This is a genomic window from Paracoccus seriniphilus, assembly GCF_028553745.1.
Lineage (GTDB): Bacteria > Pseudomonadota > Alphaproteobacteria > Rhodobacterales > Rhodobacteraceae > Paracoccus > Paracoccus seriniphilus.
This window is the reverse complement of record NZ_CP067130.1, coordinates 572,621-591,457: the sequence shown is the minus strand read 5'-3', so window position 1 is coordinate 591,457 and position 18,837 is coordinate 572,621. Positions and strand designations below refer to the sequence as shown.

Annotated in this window: 13 protein-coding genes and 4 pseudogenes; 11 read left to right on the top strand and 6 right to left on the bottom strand. The window is 56.3% G+C overall.

Going from position 1 to position 18,837, the window contains the following annotated elements:
• Window positions 1–48: 48 nt before the first annotated feature.
• Window positions 49–1,617, top strand: a complete 1,569-nt coding sequence (istA, locus tag JHW44_RS16375; RefSeq protein ID WP_089346207.1) for an IS21 family transposase — start codon at window positions 49–51, stop codon at window positions 1,615–1,617.
• On the top strand, window positions 1,547–2,275 hold the full coding sequence (gene istB, locus JHW44_RS16370; RefSeq protein ID WP_028031292.1) for an IS21-like element ISPkr1 family helper ATPase IstB: 729 nt from the start codon (window positions 1,547–1,549) through the stop codon (window positions 2,273–2,275). Before istA ends, istB begins: the two co-directional genes overlap by 71 nt.
• A 122-nt stretch (window positions 2,276–2,397) precedes the next feature.
• Here the strand turns inward: istB and JHW44_RS16365 are convergent.
• Window positions 2,398–3,113, bottom strand: a pseudogene (locus JHW44_RS16365) (IS3 family transposase); the annotation flags it as partial.
• Between the two features lie 367 nt (window positions 3,114–3,480).
• Here JHW44_RS16365 and JHW44_RS16360 point away from each other — a divergent pair.
• From JHW44_RS16360 to JHW44_RS16345, 6 genes and pseudogenes are all read left to right on the top strand, one after another.
• Window positions 3,481–6,282, top strand: coding sequence for a CgeB family protein (locus JHW44_RS16360; protein WP_089346164.1), 2,802 nt, complete (start codon window positions 3,481–3,483; stop codon window positions 6,280–6,282).
• Window positions 6,279–8,462, top strand: a complete 2,184-nt coding sequence (locus JHW44_RS16355; protein WP_089346163.1) for a glycosyltransferase family protein — start codon at window positions 6,279–6,281, stop codon at window positions 8,460–8,462. Before JHW44_RS16360 ends, JHW44_RS16355 begins: the two co-directional genes overlap by 4 nt.
• 338 nt (window positions 8,463–8,800) lie before the next feature.
• Window positions 8,801–9,463 carry a hypothetical protein gene (locus JHW44_RS16350; protein ID WP_089346162.1) on the top strand — a complete coding sequence of 221 codons (663 nt, stop codon included), beginning with the start codon at window positions 8,801–8,803 and terminating at the stop codon, window positions 9,461–9,463.
• A gap of 97 nt (window positions 9,464–9,560) precedes the next feature.
• Window positions 9,561–9,632 (top strand): annotated as a pseudogene (locus JHW44_RS20500) (IS6 family transposase); the annotation flags it as partial.
• Between the two features lie 256 nt (window positions 9,633–9,888).
• Window positions 9,889–10,104 carry an IS4/Tn5 family transposase DNA-binding protein gene (locus JHW44_RS20495; protein ID WP_143811519.1) on the top strand — a complete coding sequence of 72 codons (216 nt, stop codon included), beginning with the start codon at window positions 9,889–9,891 and terminating at the stop codon, window positions 10,102–10,104.
• A 222-nt stretch (window positions 10,105–10,326) separates the two neighbouring features.
• Window positions 10,327–11,135 (top strand): annotated as a pseudogene (locus JHW44_RS16345) (IS3 family transposase); the annotation flags it as partial.
• Between the two features lie 236 nt (window positions 11,136–11,371).
• On the opposite strand, the gene JHW44_RS16340 reads toward JHW44_RS16345, so the two are convergent.
• A complete protein-coding gene (locus JHW44_RS16340; protein WP_089346217.1) occupies window positions 11,372–12,628 on the bottom strand; it encodes an IS110 family RNA-guided transposase in 1,257 nt (418 codons plus the stop codon).
• Between the two features lie 135 nt (window positions 12,629–12,763).
• Between JHW44_RS16340 and JHW44_RS16335 the strand changes: the two are divergent.
• Window positions 12,764–13,036, top strand: a pseudogene (locus JHW44_RS16335) (transposase); the annotation flags it as partial.
• Window positions 13,037–13,240: 204 nt separating this feature from the next.
• Here the strand turns inward: JHW44_RS16335 and JHW44_RS16330 are convergent.
• Window positions 13,241–13,735, bottom strand: coding sequence for a hypothetical protein (locus JHW44_RS16330; protein WP_089344409.1), 495 nt, complete (start codon window positions 13,733–13,735; stop codon window positions 13,241–13,243).
• 212 nt (window positions 13,736–13,947) lie between these two features.
• The gene (locus JHW44_RS16325; RefSeq protein ID WP_089344408.1) at window positions 13,948–14,589 is read right to left on the bottom strand and encodes a TetR/AcrR family transcriptional regulator; all 642 of its coding nucleotides are present in this window, start codon (window positions 14,587–14,589) and stop codon (window positions 13,948–13,950) included.
• Between the two features lie 148 nt (window positions 14,590–14,737).
• Here JHW44_RS16325 and hpbA point away from each other — a divergent pair, with 148 nt between their 5' ends.
• Window positions 14,738–16,774 (top strand): N-methyl-L-proline N-demethylase HpbA, encoded by a 2,037-nt coding sequence (gene hpbA / locus JHW44_RS16320; RefSeq protein WP_089344407.1) that lies wholly within the window; start codon window positions 14,738–14,740, stop codon window positions 16,772–16,774.
• A gap of 81 nt (window positions 16,775–16,855) precedes the next feature.
• On the opposite strand, the gene JHW44_RS16315 is transcribed toward hpbA, so the two are convergent.
• Window positions 16,856–17,239 carry a hypothetical protein gene (locus JHW44_RS16315; protein ID WP_179217719.1) on the bottom strand — a complete coding sequence of 128 codons (384 nt, stop codon included), beginning with the start codon at window positions 17,237–17,239 and terminating at the stop codon, window positions 16,856–16,858.
• A 1-nt stretch (window position 17,240) separates the two neighbouring features.
• On the opposite strand from JHW44_RS16315, the gene JHW44_RS16310 reads away from it, so the two are divergent.
• On the top strand, window positions 17,241–17,525 hold the full coding sequence (locus JHW44_RS16310) for a hypothetical protein (RefSeq protein WP_179217718.1): 285 nt from the start codon (window positions 17,241–17,243) through the stop codon (window positions 17,523–17,525).
• 99 nt (window positions 17,526–17,624) lie between these two features.
• On the opposite strand, the gene JHW44_RS16305 is transcribed toward JHW44_RS16310, so the two are convergent.
• Complete coding sequence (locus tag JHW44_RS16305) at window positions 17,625–18,728, bottom strand: AraC-like ligand-binding domain-containing protein (protein ID WP_245847100.1); 1,104 nt, start codon at window positions 18,726–18,728, stop codon at window positions 17,625–17,627.
• Window positions 18,729–18,837: the final 109 nt, after the last annotated feature.

Below are 18,837 nucleotides of genomic sequence, written 5' to 3'. Positions count from 1 at the left end.
CACTGATGTGGATGATGCCCCCGAGGTCATCGGGGAGCACAGTGTGGGATGTTGGTCGTGGAGACGATAGCGAAGATCCGGCGGGCGTATTTTCAGGACAAGAAGTCGATCAAGCAGATCTGCCGTGAACTGCGGGTGTCGCGGAACACGGTGCGCAAGGTGATCCGATCAGGTGCAACGGAGCTCACCTACGAGCGAACCATTCAGCCGTTGCCGAAGATCGGACCTTGGAAAGACTTGCTCGACGAGATGCTGTCGGTGAACGCGCGGAAGCCCAAGCGCGAGCGACTGACCCGCATCCGCATCTTCGAGGAACTCCGGGCCCGAGGATATGATGGCGGCTATGATGCGGTCCGGCGATACGCGGCAACCTGGTCCAAGGAGGAGGTGGTGGCATCCGCCGCGGCCTATGTGCCGCTGAGCTTCGATCCGGGGGAAGCCTACCAGTTCGACTGGAGCCATGAGATCGTAGTGATCGATGGCGCGACGACCACAGTGAAGGTGGCACATGTCCGCCTGTGTCACAGCCGGATGCTGTTCGTGCGTGCCTATCCCCGCGAGACGCAGGAGATGGTCTTCGACGCCCATGACAAGGCGTTCGCCTTCTTCGGGGGCACCTGCACACGGGGCATCTACGACAACATGAAGACCGCGGTCGACACGATCTTCGTCGGCCGCGACCGCGCCTACAACCGCCGGTTCCAGCAGATGTGCAGCCATTACCTCGTCGATCCCGTCGCTTGCACCCCGGCATCCGGCTGGGAGAAGGGACAGGTCGAGAACCAGGTCGGCGTTGTCCGGCGGCGGTTCTTCGTGCCTCGGCCGAAGTTCAAGAGCTACGCCGAACTCAACGCCTGGCTCGAGGATCGCTGTGTTGCCTGGGCCAAAGCCAACCCGCACCAGGAGCTTCGGGATCGAACGATCTGGGAGGTATTCCAGGACGAGCGCACGAGTCTTGTCCCCTACGTCGGTCCGTTCGACGGCTTCCATGCCGTGCCAGCCTCGGTCTCGAAGACCTGTCTCGTCCGGTTCGACAAGAACCGCTACTCCGTGAACGGCCGGGCCGTTGGCCGACCTGTCGAGATCCGTGCCTATGCCGAGCGGGTCGAGTTCTGGCAGGACGGCAAGATCGTGGGGCAGCACGCCCGAGCCTTCGGGCGCGACAAGGCCATCTACGACCCGTTGCACTACATTCCGGTTCTGGCTCGCAAGCCCGGCGCCCTCCGGAATGGGGCCCCCTTCAAGGGCTGGGACCTGCCGCCGGCGATCAGGCGCGTGCAGCGCAAGCTTGGCAAGGTGCCGAACGGCGACCGGCAGATGGTCCAGATCCTGAGCATGATCCCGATCGATGGGCTGGATGCGGTGGATGCTGCCTGTGCCGAGGCCCTGAGCGAAGGGGTCCCTGCGGCCTCGGTCGTCATCAACATCCTTGCACGGCATCGGGAGCCGCCACCGCCACTGACCATCGATACGCCGGCCGCGTTGCGACTGACCTGCGAGCCCGTCGCCGATTGCAAACGCTACGACAGTCTCAGGAGACCCAACCATGGAAAGATCACAAGTGCTGGACGCGATGAGCCAGCTGAAGCTTTACGGCATGAAGGCCGCCTACGATGAGATCATCACCACGGCGGTGAAGCGCCAGCACGAGCCGCAACAGATCGTCGGCGACCTGCTGAATGCCGAGATCAGCGAGAAGCAGGCGCGCTCGATCAAATATCAGATGACGATCGCCAAGTTGCCGCTGGCGAAAGAGGTCGACGAGTTCAGCTTCGAGGAAACGCCGGTCAACGAGACGCTGGTACGCGATCTGGCCGCCGGAGAGTTCCTCGAACAGCAGCGCAATGTCGTCCTCATCGGCGGCACCGGGACTGGTAAATCGCACCTGGCCGTCAGCATCGCCCGGGCCTGCATCCGGCGCGGCAAGCGGGGGCGCTTCTTCAATGTCGTAGACCTGGTAAACAAGCTCGATGCCGAAGCCCGTGCCGATCGACAGGGGCGCACGGCAGACCTGCTCTGCCGCCTCGACTTCCTGATCCTCGATGAGCTCGGCTATCTCCCCTTCGCGCAGACCGGCGGCCAGCTACTGTTCCATCTCATCAGCCGCCTCTACGAACGCACCTCGATCATCGTGACGACCAATCTCGACTTCGGGGAATGGCCTTCGGTCTTTGGCGACGCGAAGATGACCACGGCGCTGCTCGACCGGCTGACCCATCACTGCGACATCGTCGAAACCGGCAACGAGAGCTGGCGCTTCAAGACCCGAGAATGACCGACGGCCACGCTGGCCCGATACGGCTGCGCTGTATGGGGGCTACACCGCATCGGGCCAGCTACCCGTGCGCTCCATGGGGGTCATTTTTGAACGCCGATAGGGGGTCAAGATTGCCTGCCGATTGACAGCCAGCCCTCTGCGGTCCGGATGTAGGTGAAGTCGGCCAGCCATTTCTGGTTCGGCCGGTCGGCCTGAAAGTCGCGGTCGAGGATGTTGCCGGCGATGACCGAGCGTTCGCCATCATCCTTCGGATTCCCGCGCCGCTTTGGTCGCGCTCTCATAGCGTTCTGCCGCATGAGGCGCTCGATCCGGTGCAGCCCGCAGGCCAACCCTTCCTCGAGCACGCCGCGCCAGACCCGACGTGTGCCATAGGTGCGGTCGCTGGCCTTGAAGCTCTTGTCGATCTCCAGGACGAGCTTCGCATCCTAGCTCGCCCGGGCGCTGATCTGTCGCTTGAGCCAGGCGTGGAAGCCAGACCGAGAGACGCCCAGTACCGCGCACATCCAGCTGACGGGCCAGATATGCCGGTGCTTCGCAACGAACGCGAACGTCATGTCGCTTCCCGCGCGAAGAAGGCCGCGGCCTTTTTCTGGATGTCACGCTCCACCTTGAGCTTGGCGACCTCTTTCTTCAGGGCCGAGATCTCAGCCAGCTTGGCGCGCTGCTGGCCATTGCCGGGGAAGGCAGGCGCCACCGTCGCTTCACGCATCCACCGCCGCAGAACACTCTCCGCCAGGTCCAGATCTCGGCACGCCTGGGCCAGCGTCACGCCCCGCTCGGTCACCAACTTCACCGCCTCGATTTTGAACTCGCGGCTGAACTTCCGTCTCGTCATATCCAATCTCCAGTTCCATGGTCACGATCTTATCTTCGTGTCCACGAAACCGGCAGCAGGCCACTACCCACCTGTCCTGAAAAGGGCAATAACTTGACGATCCCCAGCTCAGACACTCGTGCGGCCTTCGCCTCATCCCCGTCCCTGACGGGAGCCGGCTGTGACCGGGTGAGGCACCATCGGGGCGGGGCAGGTCAGGATTTGTCGCTGGATTTCCGCGAGTGCCGCTGGTTGTGTTGACCTCATGGGTCAGACCGCATAAGGATCAATTCCGTAACGGCGCGAAGCTCGACAGTAAGATAAATTGACTATCCTAGGCAGCGTCCTACGCTTTTTAATTTCAGCAAAGAAATGATGTAGACTCTCGATGAGACAAAATAGAAAAGTCTATACCGCGAAGGACGAAAACTCTAAGGGCATTTACTTGCTATCGGCAGCTGAAAAGTTGTTCCAAATTGGTAGGTCGAGGTCTTCAGAAGAACTCACTAAAATCGCAATCAAGGAGGGGTCTTCTTCCGATTTTTTTGGGAAGTTTTTTGAGGTCGCGTTTGGAATGCAGAGGTATGCTGATGCGTTACATGCGATCACGAGGTATTCGAAGTGCCAAGATACGTCAGTTTTTGACTTTAATTTTGCTGTAAATTCTTTGAATTTAATTTCCAATACATACAGAAATTATCGGGATTATCCTGAACCGGGTGAGGGTGACTTTCGAAAAAACATTGGCGCGGAGGCTGATGATTTTTTGATCGGCGTCTTTGATGCCTTCGATGATAATATTGAAGCTATGGGTTATCTTAATGAGGCCTGTGCTCACTTGATTCGAAATGGCTTCCGGATAAAATTGGTTCTTATTGGGGATGAAAGGTCCGGAATTGAATCTCGATCTTCTGTCAATATTCAGCCGAGATTGACGGAAGAGATCTCGTGGATCATTCGGGTGGATCATGTGCCCTTCGACAAGATTGGTGATTATTATCGGCTCTTAGACGCGGTTGTTGTCTCACACAAACCTTCAGCGGATAAAAAGTTACTACCCTTAATGAGAGCTGCTGAGGCCCAAATCTATGGCAAACGTTTGCTCGTTTCGAACGTTTTTCCCTTGAGCGGAATTGCTACGTCGTTTGATGCCAGTGATCTGGCGAGTATAATCCGCGCCATCCAGGATACGATGCAGCTGCCGCCGCCTGAGTCGACTGCAAACCTCCTGTCTTCCATTGTTATGGAGCCGGAGACTTGGTCATTGCAGGTGAAAGGAAATGTAAGCGCACATTCGCTGAACTCCGCGTCCCAGATGAAAGGTGGGCCGAAGTGGTCAAAAGCGATCTTCGACACAGCGGTTGAAATTGCGCAAAGGAAATTCGTACTTAATGGTATCAGCAAGCAAATAGTTGCCGATGATATTAGGGTTCCTGTACCTGGCGCTATATTGAAACTGTCGGCGTCCGTCGTATATCGACTACAACGCGAGGAAACCTCTCGGAAGGCGGTGCTGTTGTTCGACTTTTGGGATAAAGAAGGGAGAAAGAAAGCCACATTTCCAGAAATTGGAGTGTCGGCTGTCTGGAAGCAGCACTTTCGCTACCTCAACGCAAATAGCAAGAGCGCCATGGAGCCCGTTCGCGAAGTCTTTAATGTGAAGCTCCCCGAGGACGTGAGCCGCGTAGCGGTTTCTATTGGCACTGTAGGCGTGAAGGACGATGAGCAGATTGAAGTCTGTATTCAAGGCCGTTGTCATGGCGAAGTTGCCGAACAATGCCGCGAAGAAAGGAAAGAGGGGATCTCCCTTCATCAACCTTTGCCCGATGCAATCATCCATGACCCTCATTGCAAACGTCTTACCTCGGACCTGAAAGTCGCCTGCGTGTTGGATGAGTTCACAGCTGAATGTCTCTCTCACGAGGTCACGCTGATGAAGGTGACTCGAGAAGGTTGGCAGGCGGAGTTGGAGAGAACTCGACCGGATTTTCTGTTAGTTGAAAGCTGTTGGCGGGGCAACGACGGAAATTGGGGTACGCTTACTAAAGGGAGCGGGGGTGCCAAGAAACTTGGCGGTCTACTAAGATATTGTAAAAAGAGCGGCATTCCCACTGTGTTCTGGAACAAGGAAGATCCTCCTCACTATGAGAAGTTTGGGGCTATCGCGGCACTCTTTGATCTTGCAATCACCACTGATGTGAATATGGTGCCTCGTTACAAGAAAGATTTTGGAATCAATGTGCATCCACTTTCGTTTGGTGCTCAGCCCAAGGTACACAACCCGAAGCCAATTATTCCTCGCTTGAAAAAGGCGGTGTTTGCTGGATCTTATTATCGCGATAAACCTAAACGGTGTGAAGATTTTGATCAGGTCATGGGGCAGCTAAAGTCCGCCGGGGTGAGCTGCGATATCTTTGATAGAAATTTTAATAAGGGAAATGAGAAATTTTCATTTCCCGGACGCTACCAAAGCAGTATTATGGGAAACCTGCCGCCGGATGAAGTCTGGAGGGCCCACAAAGGATATAAGTACCAAGTGAATATGAACTCGGTACAAGATTCCGCTACGATGTTTGCTCGCCGAGTTTACGAATCTCTAGCCTCTGGTACGCCGGTGATCAGCAATGATTCCCTTGGAGTGCGCGAACTCTTTGGAGATGTTGTAATCATGTCCTGTGAGCGAAGCATTGCTGACCAGTTGCAGGAATTGGAGGCCTCGCCGCACGCTTACCAGTCGCTGGCGCTCCGTGGCGTACGCGCTGTGATGCGTGAACACACTTATGGTCACCGAATACAAACACTATGTCGTTTGATAGGAATTGATGTAGCGGTTGCGCTTCCTAAAGTTACGCTGGCGGTTAGTGCAAGATGCCTGGAAGATATACAACGCGCGAGGCGATTATTCGAAGCACAGACAGCTCAGCGCAAACGGCTCTTTATCGAGTTGGAAAATTTCGATATGGCTCATCAGCTTCTCAACGATTCAAATCAAACCGTGACCTATTCCATGAAGATTGCGCGCAACTTTTATGCTGATGAGAAACGGTACTACGGCTCCGATCATGTTCTTAAACATGATATCAACCAGCCTCTGCACGCCGAAGCACTGGAAGACTATCTTTATTGGGGGCCGATGGAGCATGGATCATATCAACTGCAGGTCTCCGAACAGATTGAGGTAGCGCTATGAGCCACTCCAGCGCCCGAAAAATTTTACTCGTCTCATGGCATTTTCCTCCTTACAAAAGCTCGTCGGCATTTAACCTGTTTAAACGCCTGAAGGACACGGGGTATGAGTACGACGTCCTTCAGATTAAGCGGGGGGAAAAGCCGGATAATGAAGGAATGTTCCGGTTTGCTAGCAGCCGATTTAATCGCTATGAAATTGAGGTTCCGACAGAAGATGCCCGAAACTCGGAGGCTCGCGCACACTACGTTGCAAAGGTGTTGGATTTCTACCAGCGGCTAAAGGACCGCAACCATTATCGGGTAGTGTTGTCCCATTCTCATGAGATAGCCTCGCATCTCGCGGCGATGGCGATAAAGAGGGCTAATCCCGAAATACGGTGGCTGGCCTCATTTGGAGATCCGATTGCGGCAAATCCGTATAACGAAAGCTATAAATTTGCAATGCTGGAGGATGATTGTCGCACTGAAGCCGAGGTGCTCCAGATGGCAGATCGTATCATTGTTACCAACCCCTATCATCAAAAGATCGTACAAAACAGTCAGTCGCTTCCTGTAGATAGCGAAAAGTTTTTTATACTCCCACATTGCTTCGATGAGCGCATGTTTCATCGTGAAAGCTCATCGGTGCAGTCTAACCGACAAGAAAGAGAACAGGACTCTGTCTTCAGGTTTATGCACGTTGGCATGCTTTACAAGTTTAAGCGCACTTCAGAGCCCTTCATGTTGGGTGCCCGACGCCTTCTGGAGAAGCACCCAGAGCTCAAGGGGCGCTTTACGCTGGAGTTCTATGGTGCCAATGATCGTTATATTCAAGCAGCCTCTGACTATGGTTTAGAAGGCATCGTCCGCTTCCAAGGTACAGTCAGCTATCTTGAAAGCCTCACAGTTATGGATCGAGCAGATTGCCTGCTGCTGCGTGACGCAGATTTCAGTGACCAAGGGCTGAAAGAAACTCCATTCTATCCAGGAAAACTGGCTGATTACCTTGGTGCAAAAAAGCCCATTCTGGCTATAACTATGGCTCGGGGTTGTGTGCCGGATATGATGGAAGAGGTTGGCGGCGCCTATTTTACTGAGAATGACATTGATGGTATCGCTGACGGGATGTGGTCGGCTATTCAAGGGCGCCTCGTGACGAATGCCACAGAAGCCGAGCACTACTCTTACCGTCAGATTCGGAGTCAGGCGCGTCGAGCGATGAAATTTTCTAAAGATAAGAAGAAGATTCTCATCGCCGGTCACGACCTGAAGTTCGCAAAGTTCATCATGTCCGCAATCGAACAGCGTGATGATCTGGAACTCTTGGTGGACCAATGGCGGGGTCACAATAATCACGATCAAGAACAGAGCCTGCGTCTTTTAAATCAGGCCGACACTGTGTTCTGCGAGTGGGGGCTGGGGAATGCGGTATGGTATTCGCGGCACAAAAAGGCCGGACAAAAGCTCGTTGTCAGGGTCCATGCCCAAGAACTACGTACGCGTCATCTTGATCAGTGTTTGCATGAAAATATTGACAACTACATTTTTGTATCGCCCTATTATTTTGAACTGATGATCTCTGAATTCTCTCTATGTAGAGAGAAATGCAAGATGGTCTTTAATATGGTAGATACTAGTCTTCTTGACAAGCCTAAGCTCCCGAACGCTAGGTTTCATTTGGGTATGATCGGCGATGTGCCTCAGTCCAAGCGCTTGGATCGCGCACTAGATATATTTGAAAAACTTTATCTTAGTGATAAGCGGTACAGGCTTTTTGTAAAAGGAAAGCGTCCGGAAGACTACCCTTGGATGCATTCTAAAGCAAAGGCCGAGGAAATGCAGTTTTACCGAGCTCAATATCAGCGCATTGTAGATAGTGGTTGGCAAGATTGTGTCATCTTTGACGGGTATGGCCCTATTGATGAGTGGTTTCAAAAAGTTGGTTGGATACTTTCGGTTAGTGATCATGAGAGCTTTCATCTATCCGTGGCGGAAGGTATGGCGAGCGGAGCTTATCCTGTTATTTTGAATTGGCCCGGAGCCGAAACCATATATCCTCCGATGGTCATTGAAGAAACTATCGATGGTGCCGTAAATACGATTTTGTCGGGCGGGGATGAAATCGACGTGAAGAATGTGGCAGAAGTTTTTTGCAAGAAGGCCCAAACTAAAATTATTTTGGATATAATAGATGCGCAATAGGGCGTGTACGTTCATAAGCCTTCATTCGAAGCGTTGGTGTTGAATATTCGCTTCATGTGCATGGTTTGTAAAAGAGTATAAATACAGAATTTCAAGGTTTATTTTGGCGGGGTGGAGATCACTATTCCAAACAGCGTTCCCCGATTGATGAAGGAGGCTAAGTAAGTTGACTGGTTAATTTATTCTCCAATTTGGGTTGGTTTGACTTTTATTTCAAATGACTAAGCGTATCATTTCGTGAATCAATCTAGGAATAACTGGATCAGCTGTGCTTGTGAGGATTTGCGTTATGTTTGATATTAAATCCACGAGTATGTCTATGACGAAAGAAAATCTGCATGTCCCGCACCTCCCTTAACCGCTATGGTAAGATCGACGACCCCATCGCACCATACATGTCGCCTGATGAGGTAGCTTACCTGAACGTGGAATACGAAAAGGCGGAAGTTATTCTGGAATATGGTTCGGGCGGGTCGACGCGGATTGCATCGAAAATGCTGGGCAAACACGTTTTCAGTGTGGAAAGTGATCTTGAATGGGCAAAGGCGTTGCAGGCCGAAATCGACGCTAGCAATCCTGTCTCACCAGTGACCGTTTACCACAGCGATATCGGGGAGGTTGGTGCATGGGGTCGTCCTTTGCATGAAGCGGATTGGCGTAAGTATCAGCGCTATCCTCTTGCAATATGGGACCAGCCAAACTTCCTTCATCCCGACCTTATCCTGATCGATGGGCGAATGCGTAGCGCATGCCTGATGTATGCGATGATGCGGATCGAAAAGCCGGTTACGGTGCTATTTGATGACTATGGTGCGCGCACGCTATACAGTCAAGTAGAGCGAATTATCAAACCGGTCCGTATAATTAATACCATGGCTCATTTTGAATTGGTCCCTGATAGCATCCCCAAAAAGGATCTGGGATTCGCCATATCCCGGTTTTTCTTGGGCTCTTTTCATGGTCAAGGGGATGAATTCTATGAGGCTGACATTATTTTATAGGAAGTGATTTTCTGGCATTGTCATGTGTGGACGTATATGGCCCCCACTGGGATCGTCAAGTTATTACCCTTCCAGGGCAGTTGGGTAGCTCCGGGCGATGATCAGTCAGCTTTCCGCACCGCGCCTGAAAGGCCACCGCTTTCCGCGCTCCCTCATTTCCTACGCTGTTAAGAGGCTTTCTTGCTTGGATGCCCCCGTCGATGCAAGAATTTTCTGACTGTCTGAGCGTGTGCGGTGATGTTTCAGGCTTCTCAGGTGCGGCCATGACATGCCGCGGGCCGGTTCCCTGATTGGTAACGGCCCGGTTGAGCTTGCAATTCGCCACAAGTGTGTTGTGGCGAATTGTTTCACCCCACAGACTTGGTCTTGCTCGAGAGCAACTGGTCATGATTCGTCATGTAGCATCTAATGATTGAGGTGCGAGCATGGAGCTGAATTGGGTGGAAACGGAAACCGCTGGGTGTGATGTCGGTGACAGTCGGCTCGGGGCCATGCTTGAGGCTCTCGGGGAACGGCCAGGAAAGTCGCTAGCCACGGCATTCCAGGACTGGTCGAACACCAAGGCTGCCTACCGTTTTTTTCCAACGGGAACGTCAGCGAAGACAAGATCCTTGAGGGCCATTTCGTTGCCTCCGGCCTGAGTATCCGGGCAACTTACGGTCCCATCCTGATCCTGCGGTACACCACGGAATTCTCCTTGAATCGTTCCGCTCCGGAAAAGGTTGGATTCACGAAGATATCGATGTTTGTCAAAGGAGTTGGAGAAACGCGCGAAAGTTGGCGATGCCCTGAGGGGCGGCTGACCTGCCATGGGATTTTTCCTCCACCGTTGATTAGAGTCCGGCCCAACTTGAGGACGGACAATGAAGCGAACGCGATTCACGGACGAACAGATCATCGGCATCCTGGCCGAGCACGAGGCAGGCGCGAAGTGCGCGGACCTGTGCCGCAAGCACGGCATGTCAGAAGGCACTTTCTATAACTGGAAGGCGAAGTTCGGCGGCATGACGGTATCGGAAGCGAAGCGGCTGAAGAGGCTCGAGGATGAGAATGCGAAGCTGAAGAAGCTGCTGGCCGAGCAGATGCTGGATCTGGCTGCGATGAAGGATCTGGTTTCAAAAAAGTGGTAGGGCCCGCCGTGAAGCGTGAAGCCGTCGCGTATCTTCAGGCCGAACATGGCCTGTCGGAACAGCGGGCCTGCCACATCGTCGGCGCGGATCGAACGATGATCCGCTATCAATCTCGGCGCGCGCCGGACATGGTTCTGCGCGGTCGGTTGCGGGATCTGGCCAACGAGCGCCGGCGGTTCGGCTATCGGCGGCTCTTCGTCCTGCTGCGACGCGAGGGCGAGCCCTCGGGGATCAACCGGATCTATCGGCTTTACCGCGAGGAAGGGCTGACGGTGCGCAAGCGAAAGGCCCGACGCAAGGCCGTCGGGACACGGGCTCCCATTCTGGTCGAGGCGCGACCGAACGCCCGTTGGTCATTGGATTTCGTCCACGACCAGTTCGCCAGCGGCCAGCGCTTCCGGGTGCTCAACGTGGTCGACGATGTGACCCGAGAGTGTCTCGCCGCCATCCCGGACACTTCGATTTCGGGGCGCCGGGTCGCGCGCGAACTGACGGCACTGATCGAACGCCGCGGCAAACCCGGAATGATTGTCAGCGACAACGTCCTATGTCAGGAAAATCTGGCTGCTTAGGTCAGCAGGTCGTGTGGCATCCGGCTGTCCGGATACCCTGATAAGGTTGCCCAGACGGGCTCTGCCGTCAAGAAATGATCTCATCCATAGCAAACACAGGGTACGCGCGCTGGCGGCCCTCACCGTCCTTAATACGAGATCCCAAATCCCAAGCAGAAGGCCCGAACATTATCTACGAGGTCAGATTGACTGCCTCCACGGCTCAGTCAGAGAGAGGTCCTTCCGCCTGGGCTCACCCCCTCGAAGAAGGGGCGATAGGGTTCGCCGTGATTGACCACAGCGTGTACGGTGCGCGCCATCTTGGCCGCGATCGCGGTGTAGGCCTTGCGGCGCAGATGAGCGTTGTGTCGGTCTTTCGAGATGTAGCGTTCGAACTTGTCCCGAAAGCTGTTGGTCTTTGTCTGGACCGCCGTCTGGCCGGCCATCCATAGCGTGCGGCGCAGCCGGGCATTGCCGTACTTCGAGATCCGGCTCTGCCCGCGAAACATGCCGGACTGCACGGTGGCAAGATCCATGCCGCAGAACTTCAGGAACTGCCGATGATGCCGAAATCGGCGTAGGTCACCGGCCTCGGCCAAGATGGTCATGGCATTGATCGGACCAATGCCGGGGATGGTTGTCAGTAGCTGATAATCCGGCAGATCGGAGAGCAGCGCGACCGCCCGGGCCTCGATCTCGTTGCGCTGGCGGACGAGGCTTCTACCTTCGGAAAGGACCAGGCGGAACATGCGAACGGCGTCGGAATCCGGTTCCACGGGCAATCCAACAGAGTTGACCGCCGTAGCGTAAATATCTGAAAGCAGGCGCTCCTTGGCGACCTTCCTGCCCACCACCTGCCAAGCGTCTGCGATGAAGGTTTCCTGGCTCATGGCCGTGATCATCGTCGGTGTCGGATACTTCTCGAGGAAGGCCAGGAACCAATCGGTTCGTGAGCTTCGGTGAAACCGTTCGGCCTCTGGGAAATAGAGCGGCAGGTAATGGGTCAGGATGCGGTGCCAGAGCTCGGTCTTCGAGCGTGAAACGATCTCGTGCGTCTTTGACAATTCCTGGATGTCGGCGGTCCCGACGACCAGCGGATCATGAAAGAACTGCACGGCGCCAATCTCCAGCATGTGCAGGATGACCTGGGCATCCTTCGGGTCGTTCTTGTCCCAACTGTTGTGCAGGGCCTCGCGCGTCCGGGCGAGCCCGACAGAAGGGATGAGCTTCAAGTCAAACCCGGCCTGCCCGAGATGATGTGCCAGTGGCCTGTGATAGTTGCCGGTCGCCTCGAACCCGACCCGCACAGGCAGGCCGTAGCTGGCCAGGCTCGCGGACAAGCGCTGGAAGTCTTCCAACGTGTTCATGATCGTCATGCGACGACGGCGCTTCTTGCCCGGTACCTCGATCAAGACCTCGTGGCGGTGCTTGGAAATGTCGATGGCGACAAGCACAGTCGCAGCAGTAGAATGGTTGGCGGGCATAGCCGGTCTCCTCAGCGGTGTGGTTCTGCAAAACCACTGTTGAGACCTGAGACCGGTTATGGCCACACGCTGCGCTATTTGGGGGCTACGCGCGTGGCCATAACCTTAAAACAGCGCTTCTTCCCGACGTGCTACGGCCCAGAATACATCAGCGGCACCCTCATGGAATGGGCCGAAAACAAGGGCATCTCCTTGGCCCACATACAGCCGGGGAAACCGCAGCAGAACGCTTATGTCGAGCGCTACAACCGGACGGTCCGGCACGAATGGCTGGACCTCCACATCTTCGAAAGCATCGACGAGGTGCAGCAGATTGCCACCGAATGGCTCTGGTCCTACAACAATGAACGCCCGAACATGGGCAACGGCGGGATGACACCCGCACAGAAACTGAGAATGGCCGCGTAAATTCTACGACCAAGCCCCCGTAAAAACGGGGGGATTACCGTTCATCAACGCCAGAAATCGCGGATAGAACACCCGGACCTTCGAGCGAGAGACATAGGTCACCATCGTTTTGGGATTGTCGATGATCACTCGTCGCGGAACCCCGCCATAGAAGGGCAGCGCCCGCACAAAGGCATCCAACACCATCACCTGGCTCTCGCCGGGTTAGGCGATGACAAAAGGCTTGCGACTATGGCACAGGCGGAAGTGGGCAACCTTCACCTTCTGCTCGACACCATCGAGAACAACGCGCTCTTCGCTCCAGTCAAACTGGAGCGCATCACCCGCAGCAAAATGCAGGGGGATAAACGCCGCTCCCGATCCGGCGTCGGCACGTTTGAGGTCTCGGTTAAATCGCTGAACCGGCGAATAGGATCCAGTATACCCCTCCGAGACGAGCTGTTCGCAAAGCTTCGTGGCCGTCCGCCGCTCCCGGCGCGGCCGCTTTTGATCCTGCCCGAACAGTTCCTGAAGTCGCGCGTCAAATCCATCGCAGAGATTATGCCGGACCGGCGGCGCTTGCCGCTGATAGCTCGGCGAACTGTCGTCCTTCAGATACTTCTTCACCGTGTTCCGCGACAAACCGGTGGCCCGCGCCACAGATCGGATGCTGCGACCCTCGACCAATATCCAACGACGGATCTTCGATACACTTTCCATCAATATCACCTGCTCATTCCTCCGCGCTGGCCGGCGCGGATGCGAACGTGGCAGGTGGAGCAATTTTACTCGCTCATAACCCACCCAAGTGGGGCAATCTCGCATGCCGATGCGCACCCAAGGTGCCAGACGCGCGTGACCTGTTAATGGGGCATCGCAGCACTCGAATGACTGTCGCAGGACTTGCCTGAAGACCCGCCCGCAGAACCCTCTCAGGGGTTCTGACTGGTCAGGCTTTCGACGCGGGCTCGAAAACGCGCCAATTCGCGGGGCTCGGCAGTGTGACCGGTGTAAATCTCGACATATGTGGGGATGCGCTGCAGCCGGGTCTCCATATCTTCCTGCGCACGCATCGAGATATAGCCGATCTGCGTCAGATAGATGGTCCGGGCGCGAATATCGGCGTCCTGTTCCCGCTGTCCCCACCGTATCAGCATCTCGCGCAGTGCGGAAAGCCGTCGTTCATCTGCATCCTTGACGCGTTCGGTGACCTTGTCGTCTTGCAGCGCCCAGCTGCGGACCGCAAATTCCAGCTTGCTGTCGAACATGTCTGACAGAAAGCACGCCAGAACGTTCAGCATCGCTTCGGCGGCGGAATCCGCATAGTCTTGCGTCGCCTTGATCAGCGGGTCGGTCGTCCGCTGTTCCCAGCTGTCGATGAGAGCGCCCAGAAGGGCTTCGCGGTCCGCGAAGAACCAGTAAAAGCTGGTGCGCGACAATTTGAGTTGTCGGGCAAGCGGCTGGATCTTCACGGCATCAATACCGCCTTCCATCAATGCCTGGCAGGCGGTTTGAAGCCAGCCCTCGCGCGACCCGCGCCATCCGGTTTCGGCAGATTCAGAACGTTTTTTCATACTCATTTACTATTCGTCGCTCGGGTTCACCTCAAGGCGAATGTTCTCGCATGAGTTAAAAAATGTTCATCAATGAATTATGGATTGACACTAATGAACAGTTTGTTGATGTTGAATCCCGTCATTCCTCTCATCAAGGGCAGATGCGATGTCGCAGGATCCACTTTTGCAGCCTTATCAGTTGAAGCATCTGACGCTTCGCAACCGGATCATGATCACCAGCCACGAGCCGGCCTATCCTGAAGACGGGATGCCCAAGGAGCGTTATCGCGCCTATCACGTCGAGCGTGCCCGGGCGGGTGTGGCGCTGACGATGACGGCGGGGTCTGCTTCGGTGTCCCGCGACAGCCCGCCGGTCTTCAACAATATCCTGGCATGGAAGGATGAGGTCGTCGGCTGGATGAAGAAGCTGACCGACGAATGCCACGATCACGGGACGGCGGTGATGATCCAGCTGACCCATCTGGGTCGCCGCACCCGCTGGGACAAGGCGGATTGGCTGCCGGTGGTTTCGCCCAGCCATGAACGCGAGGCCGCGCATCGGTCATTCCCAAAGAAGATGGAAGACTGGGACATCCAGCGCATTATCGGCGACTATGTCGATGCGGCCGAACGGATGAAGGTCGCGGGTCTGGACGGTCTGGAATTGCAGGCCTACGGACATCTGATGGACCAGTTCTGGTCGCCCATGACCAATGATCTGGACAACGAATATGGCGGCAGCCTGGACAACCGGCTGCGCTTTACCATGGAGGTCCTGCGCGGCATCCGTGAACGCTGTGGCGAGGATTTCCTGCTGGGCGTGCGCTATACTGGCGATGAATGCCTGCCCGGCGGCTTTGGCGCGGATGACGGCATTGCGATCTCAAGGAAGCTGAAAGACAGCGGGCTGGTCGATTTCCTGAATGTCGTGCGCGGGCATATCGACACCGATGCGGGGCTGACCGACGTGATCCCCGTGCAGGGCATGCGCAATGCACCGCATCTGGAATTCGCGGGGCAGATCAAGAAGGCGACCGATTTCCCGACCTTTCATGCCGCCAAGATCCCCGATGTGGCGACCGCCCGTCACGCCATCGCCAGTGGCCTGATCGATATGGTCGGCATGACCCGGGCGCATATGGCCGACCCGCATCTGGTGCGCAAGATCATCGAAAGGCGCGAGGATGACATTCGCCCCTGCGTCGGCGCGAATTACTGTCTGGACCGGATCTATCAGGGGGGCATGGCCTTCTGCCTGCACAACGCCGCCACGGGGCGCGAGGAAACCATGCCGCAGACGATCCCGGCGGCACAGACCCGAAAGCGCATTACCATTGTCGGTGCGGGCCCCGCAGGCATGGAGGCCGCCCGTGTCGCCGCCGAGCGCGGCCACGAGGTTACCGTCTTCGAGGCGGCCGACCAGCCCGGCGGCCAGATCCGCCTGACCGCCCTGCAAGAGCGGAGGCGCGAGATGATCTCGATCATCGCGTGGCGTCAGGCCATGTGCGAAAAACATGGCGTCACCTTCAACTTCAACACCCTGGCCGAGGCCGAGGACGTGCTGGCCACGGATCCTGACGAGGTCATCGTCGCAACTGGCGGCCTGCCCCATGTCGAAATCCTGTCCGAGGGCAATGATCTGGTCAGCTCGGCCTGGGATATCCTGTCGGGCGATGTTCGGCCCGGCCGGAATGTGCTGATCTTCGACGATGCCGGCGATCACGCCGCCCTTCAGGCCGCCGAGCTGATCGCGGCAACCGGCGCCAAGGTCGAGATCGTGACCCCGGACCGGGCGTTCTCGCCCGAAGTCATGGCGATGAACCTGGTTCCCTATATGCGCAGCCTGCAAAAGCTGGACACGACCTTCACGGTGACCTGGCGGCTGCTCTGCGTTGCGCGGGAAGGCGGGCAATTGCGTGCGACGCTCGGCAGCGATTACGGCGGGGTGACGCGCGACCGGATTGTGGATCAGGTCATCGTCAACCACGGCACCCGCCCGCTCGATGAATTGTATTTCGACCTGAAGCCGCAATCCTCGAATATGGGCGAGGTCGATTACGAAGCGCTGGCTACCGGAGGCTTGCAAGGCGTTCTGAAAAATCCGGCCGGAAAGTTCCGCCTGTTCCGCATCGGCGATGCCGTCGCAGCCCGAAATACCCATGCCGCAATATATGACGCGCTCAGACTCGTGAAAGACCTGTAGGTGCAGTCACCCTTGCGGGGCTGTTCATGCGATCTGCGGCAGGTTTTTGGTCCGGATTTACGGCGATCTGCGGCCCAAGCCCTATTCTCTGGCGGTCTCGATGATGATTGTTGCGATCGGAGTGGAACTGCCGGCGACAGCCGGGTCTTTCGCGGCGCTTCTGGTGGCAGGCTTGGTTTTGCTCAATCCAGTTTTCAGGTGGGCGGCAACACGGGCACGGCCCTTGGGCCTCTGGCCGCGGCGCTGATCGTGTTGCCGCTTGGTCAGGCCAGCACCGTGTGGTTCGGCCTGCTTGCCATTTGCGGGGTCGTGGTTCTTCTGTGGATTGCGCGATGGTTTGCGCATCATCAGCGCATGACACGGGCCGCCGGCTCTCGCCCGGTTTTTGGGCCTGCCTTGCCGACCAGACGTCTTGTCATCGCCTTTGCAGTTCTGGGGGCGCTGCTGCTGAGCAAATTCGTCCATATTGAAATATTCAAGAGCTATTGCACGTTCTTCGGCGTTTTCCGCGATCGTGGTCTTTGCGCAGGAAGTGCTGCCACAGAAGGTCGGCAAGGTTGCAGGGTTTGTTTTCGGCTTTGCTTTCGGGATCGGGGCGCTTGGTGCGGCTGCACTTGGGGCGCTGGCAGACCAGATCGGGATGCAGGAGGTCTTTCGCCATCTGGCCATGCTTCTCTGCCTGGGGTTCCTGACCGTATTTCTGCCTGACCTGGAATGGTCAGTGGCCGTTCACGGCAGCCGGTTGTGGTGACAATGCGGATCGGCAACCTGGGCAACACCCCGCAGGCCAGTTGGTCCGGTAAGGATTTGCCGATCGCGACAAGCATAGTTCGCGATCCGGTCGCCCTGTTTACCGTTGCGCGGCTCGGAAGGCCGACGGGGTTTGGTCGAAACGGTCACGGAAGCGGCGCGAGAACTGTGCCTGATCCGAGAAGCCAAAGCGATAGGCCACGTCGGCAATCGGAAGATATGGCGAGGCTTGCAGCATATCGCGTGCCGCGATCAGCCTTTCCTCGCGAATGAAGCGCGAGACGCTGGTGTTCCATCCGTTGAACAGTTCATGCAGATATCGCTTCGAGATACCGCAGGCCTTGGCCACCATCTCGGGGTTGAGTGCCGGGTTCGCAAGATTGTCCCTGATCACCTTCTCTGCGCGGCGCAGGTGGGCGGCCTGAACGGCGCTGCGCATCTGGTTATCCTGTTCTGTTTCCTGATCAAGGGCCAGCGCCAGTAGTTCGACCAATTGTCGCCCAAGGACTACCGCGGCATGCCCCGCATCCAATGGCAGCCCCTGCAATTGACGAACCGTTTCGGAAAACAGATGCGCGATCCCGGTGCTGGCATCGATGACCTGAGCACAGAACCGGTCCGGGTTGCGCAGCTTCTCGGACAGCACGCGCTTAGGCAGCTTGAGCACATAGAGTTCGTTGGTTGCTCCATATGAGAAGCGATAGGGCTCGTCGCCGCGCTCGAGTATGAATCCCCCCGGATCGCAGCGCACCTCGCGGCCCACTTGATAGAACTCGACGGGGCTGAGGCGCGGAATCGCGATGAGATATTCCTCTTCAACCGCTGTCCGCAGATGCTGGCGCAAGCGCTCATAGAGCAGTGCCTTGGTGTTCAGTCGGGACAGCGAGATCGCGCCGATGTCGCGCCGCGTGAGCCGCCCGTCAAATGTGGCAGGGTCGCGAAATGTCAGGCGCAGCGGAAAATAAGTGTCGGCGATCACCCGGTCCCAATAGGCGGCACGGGCCTCTGGCGCAATTCTCTTTGTGCTGTGGATCGTGCTTTTCATGACGGTCTCCCTTCGGAATCGGTAAATGCCGGTGGCCCCACCGAGCAAGACATTTTTGAGGGTGGCCCCCGGCCTGTGCGCGCAAACGCAAATCCTGCCGCGCAAAATGACAAATTCCCGGAAATTCCGCGCTGCGCGACAAATCTTTCCGCGCAGCAATACAAGACCTCCCGGCCTGATTCGGATCAGTCTTTCCCCTTGCGACATATAACGTAAAGCCGGACAGCGGCCTGCAACACAGGGAGATCTCGTTTCACCGCTTTGGCGG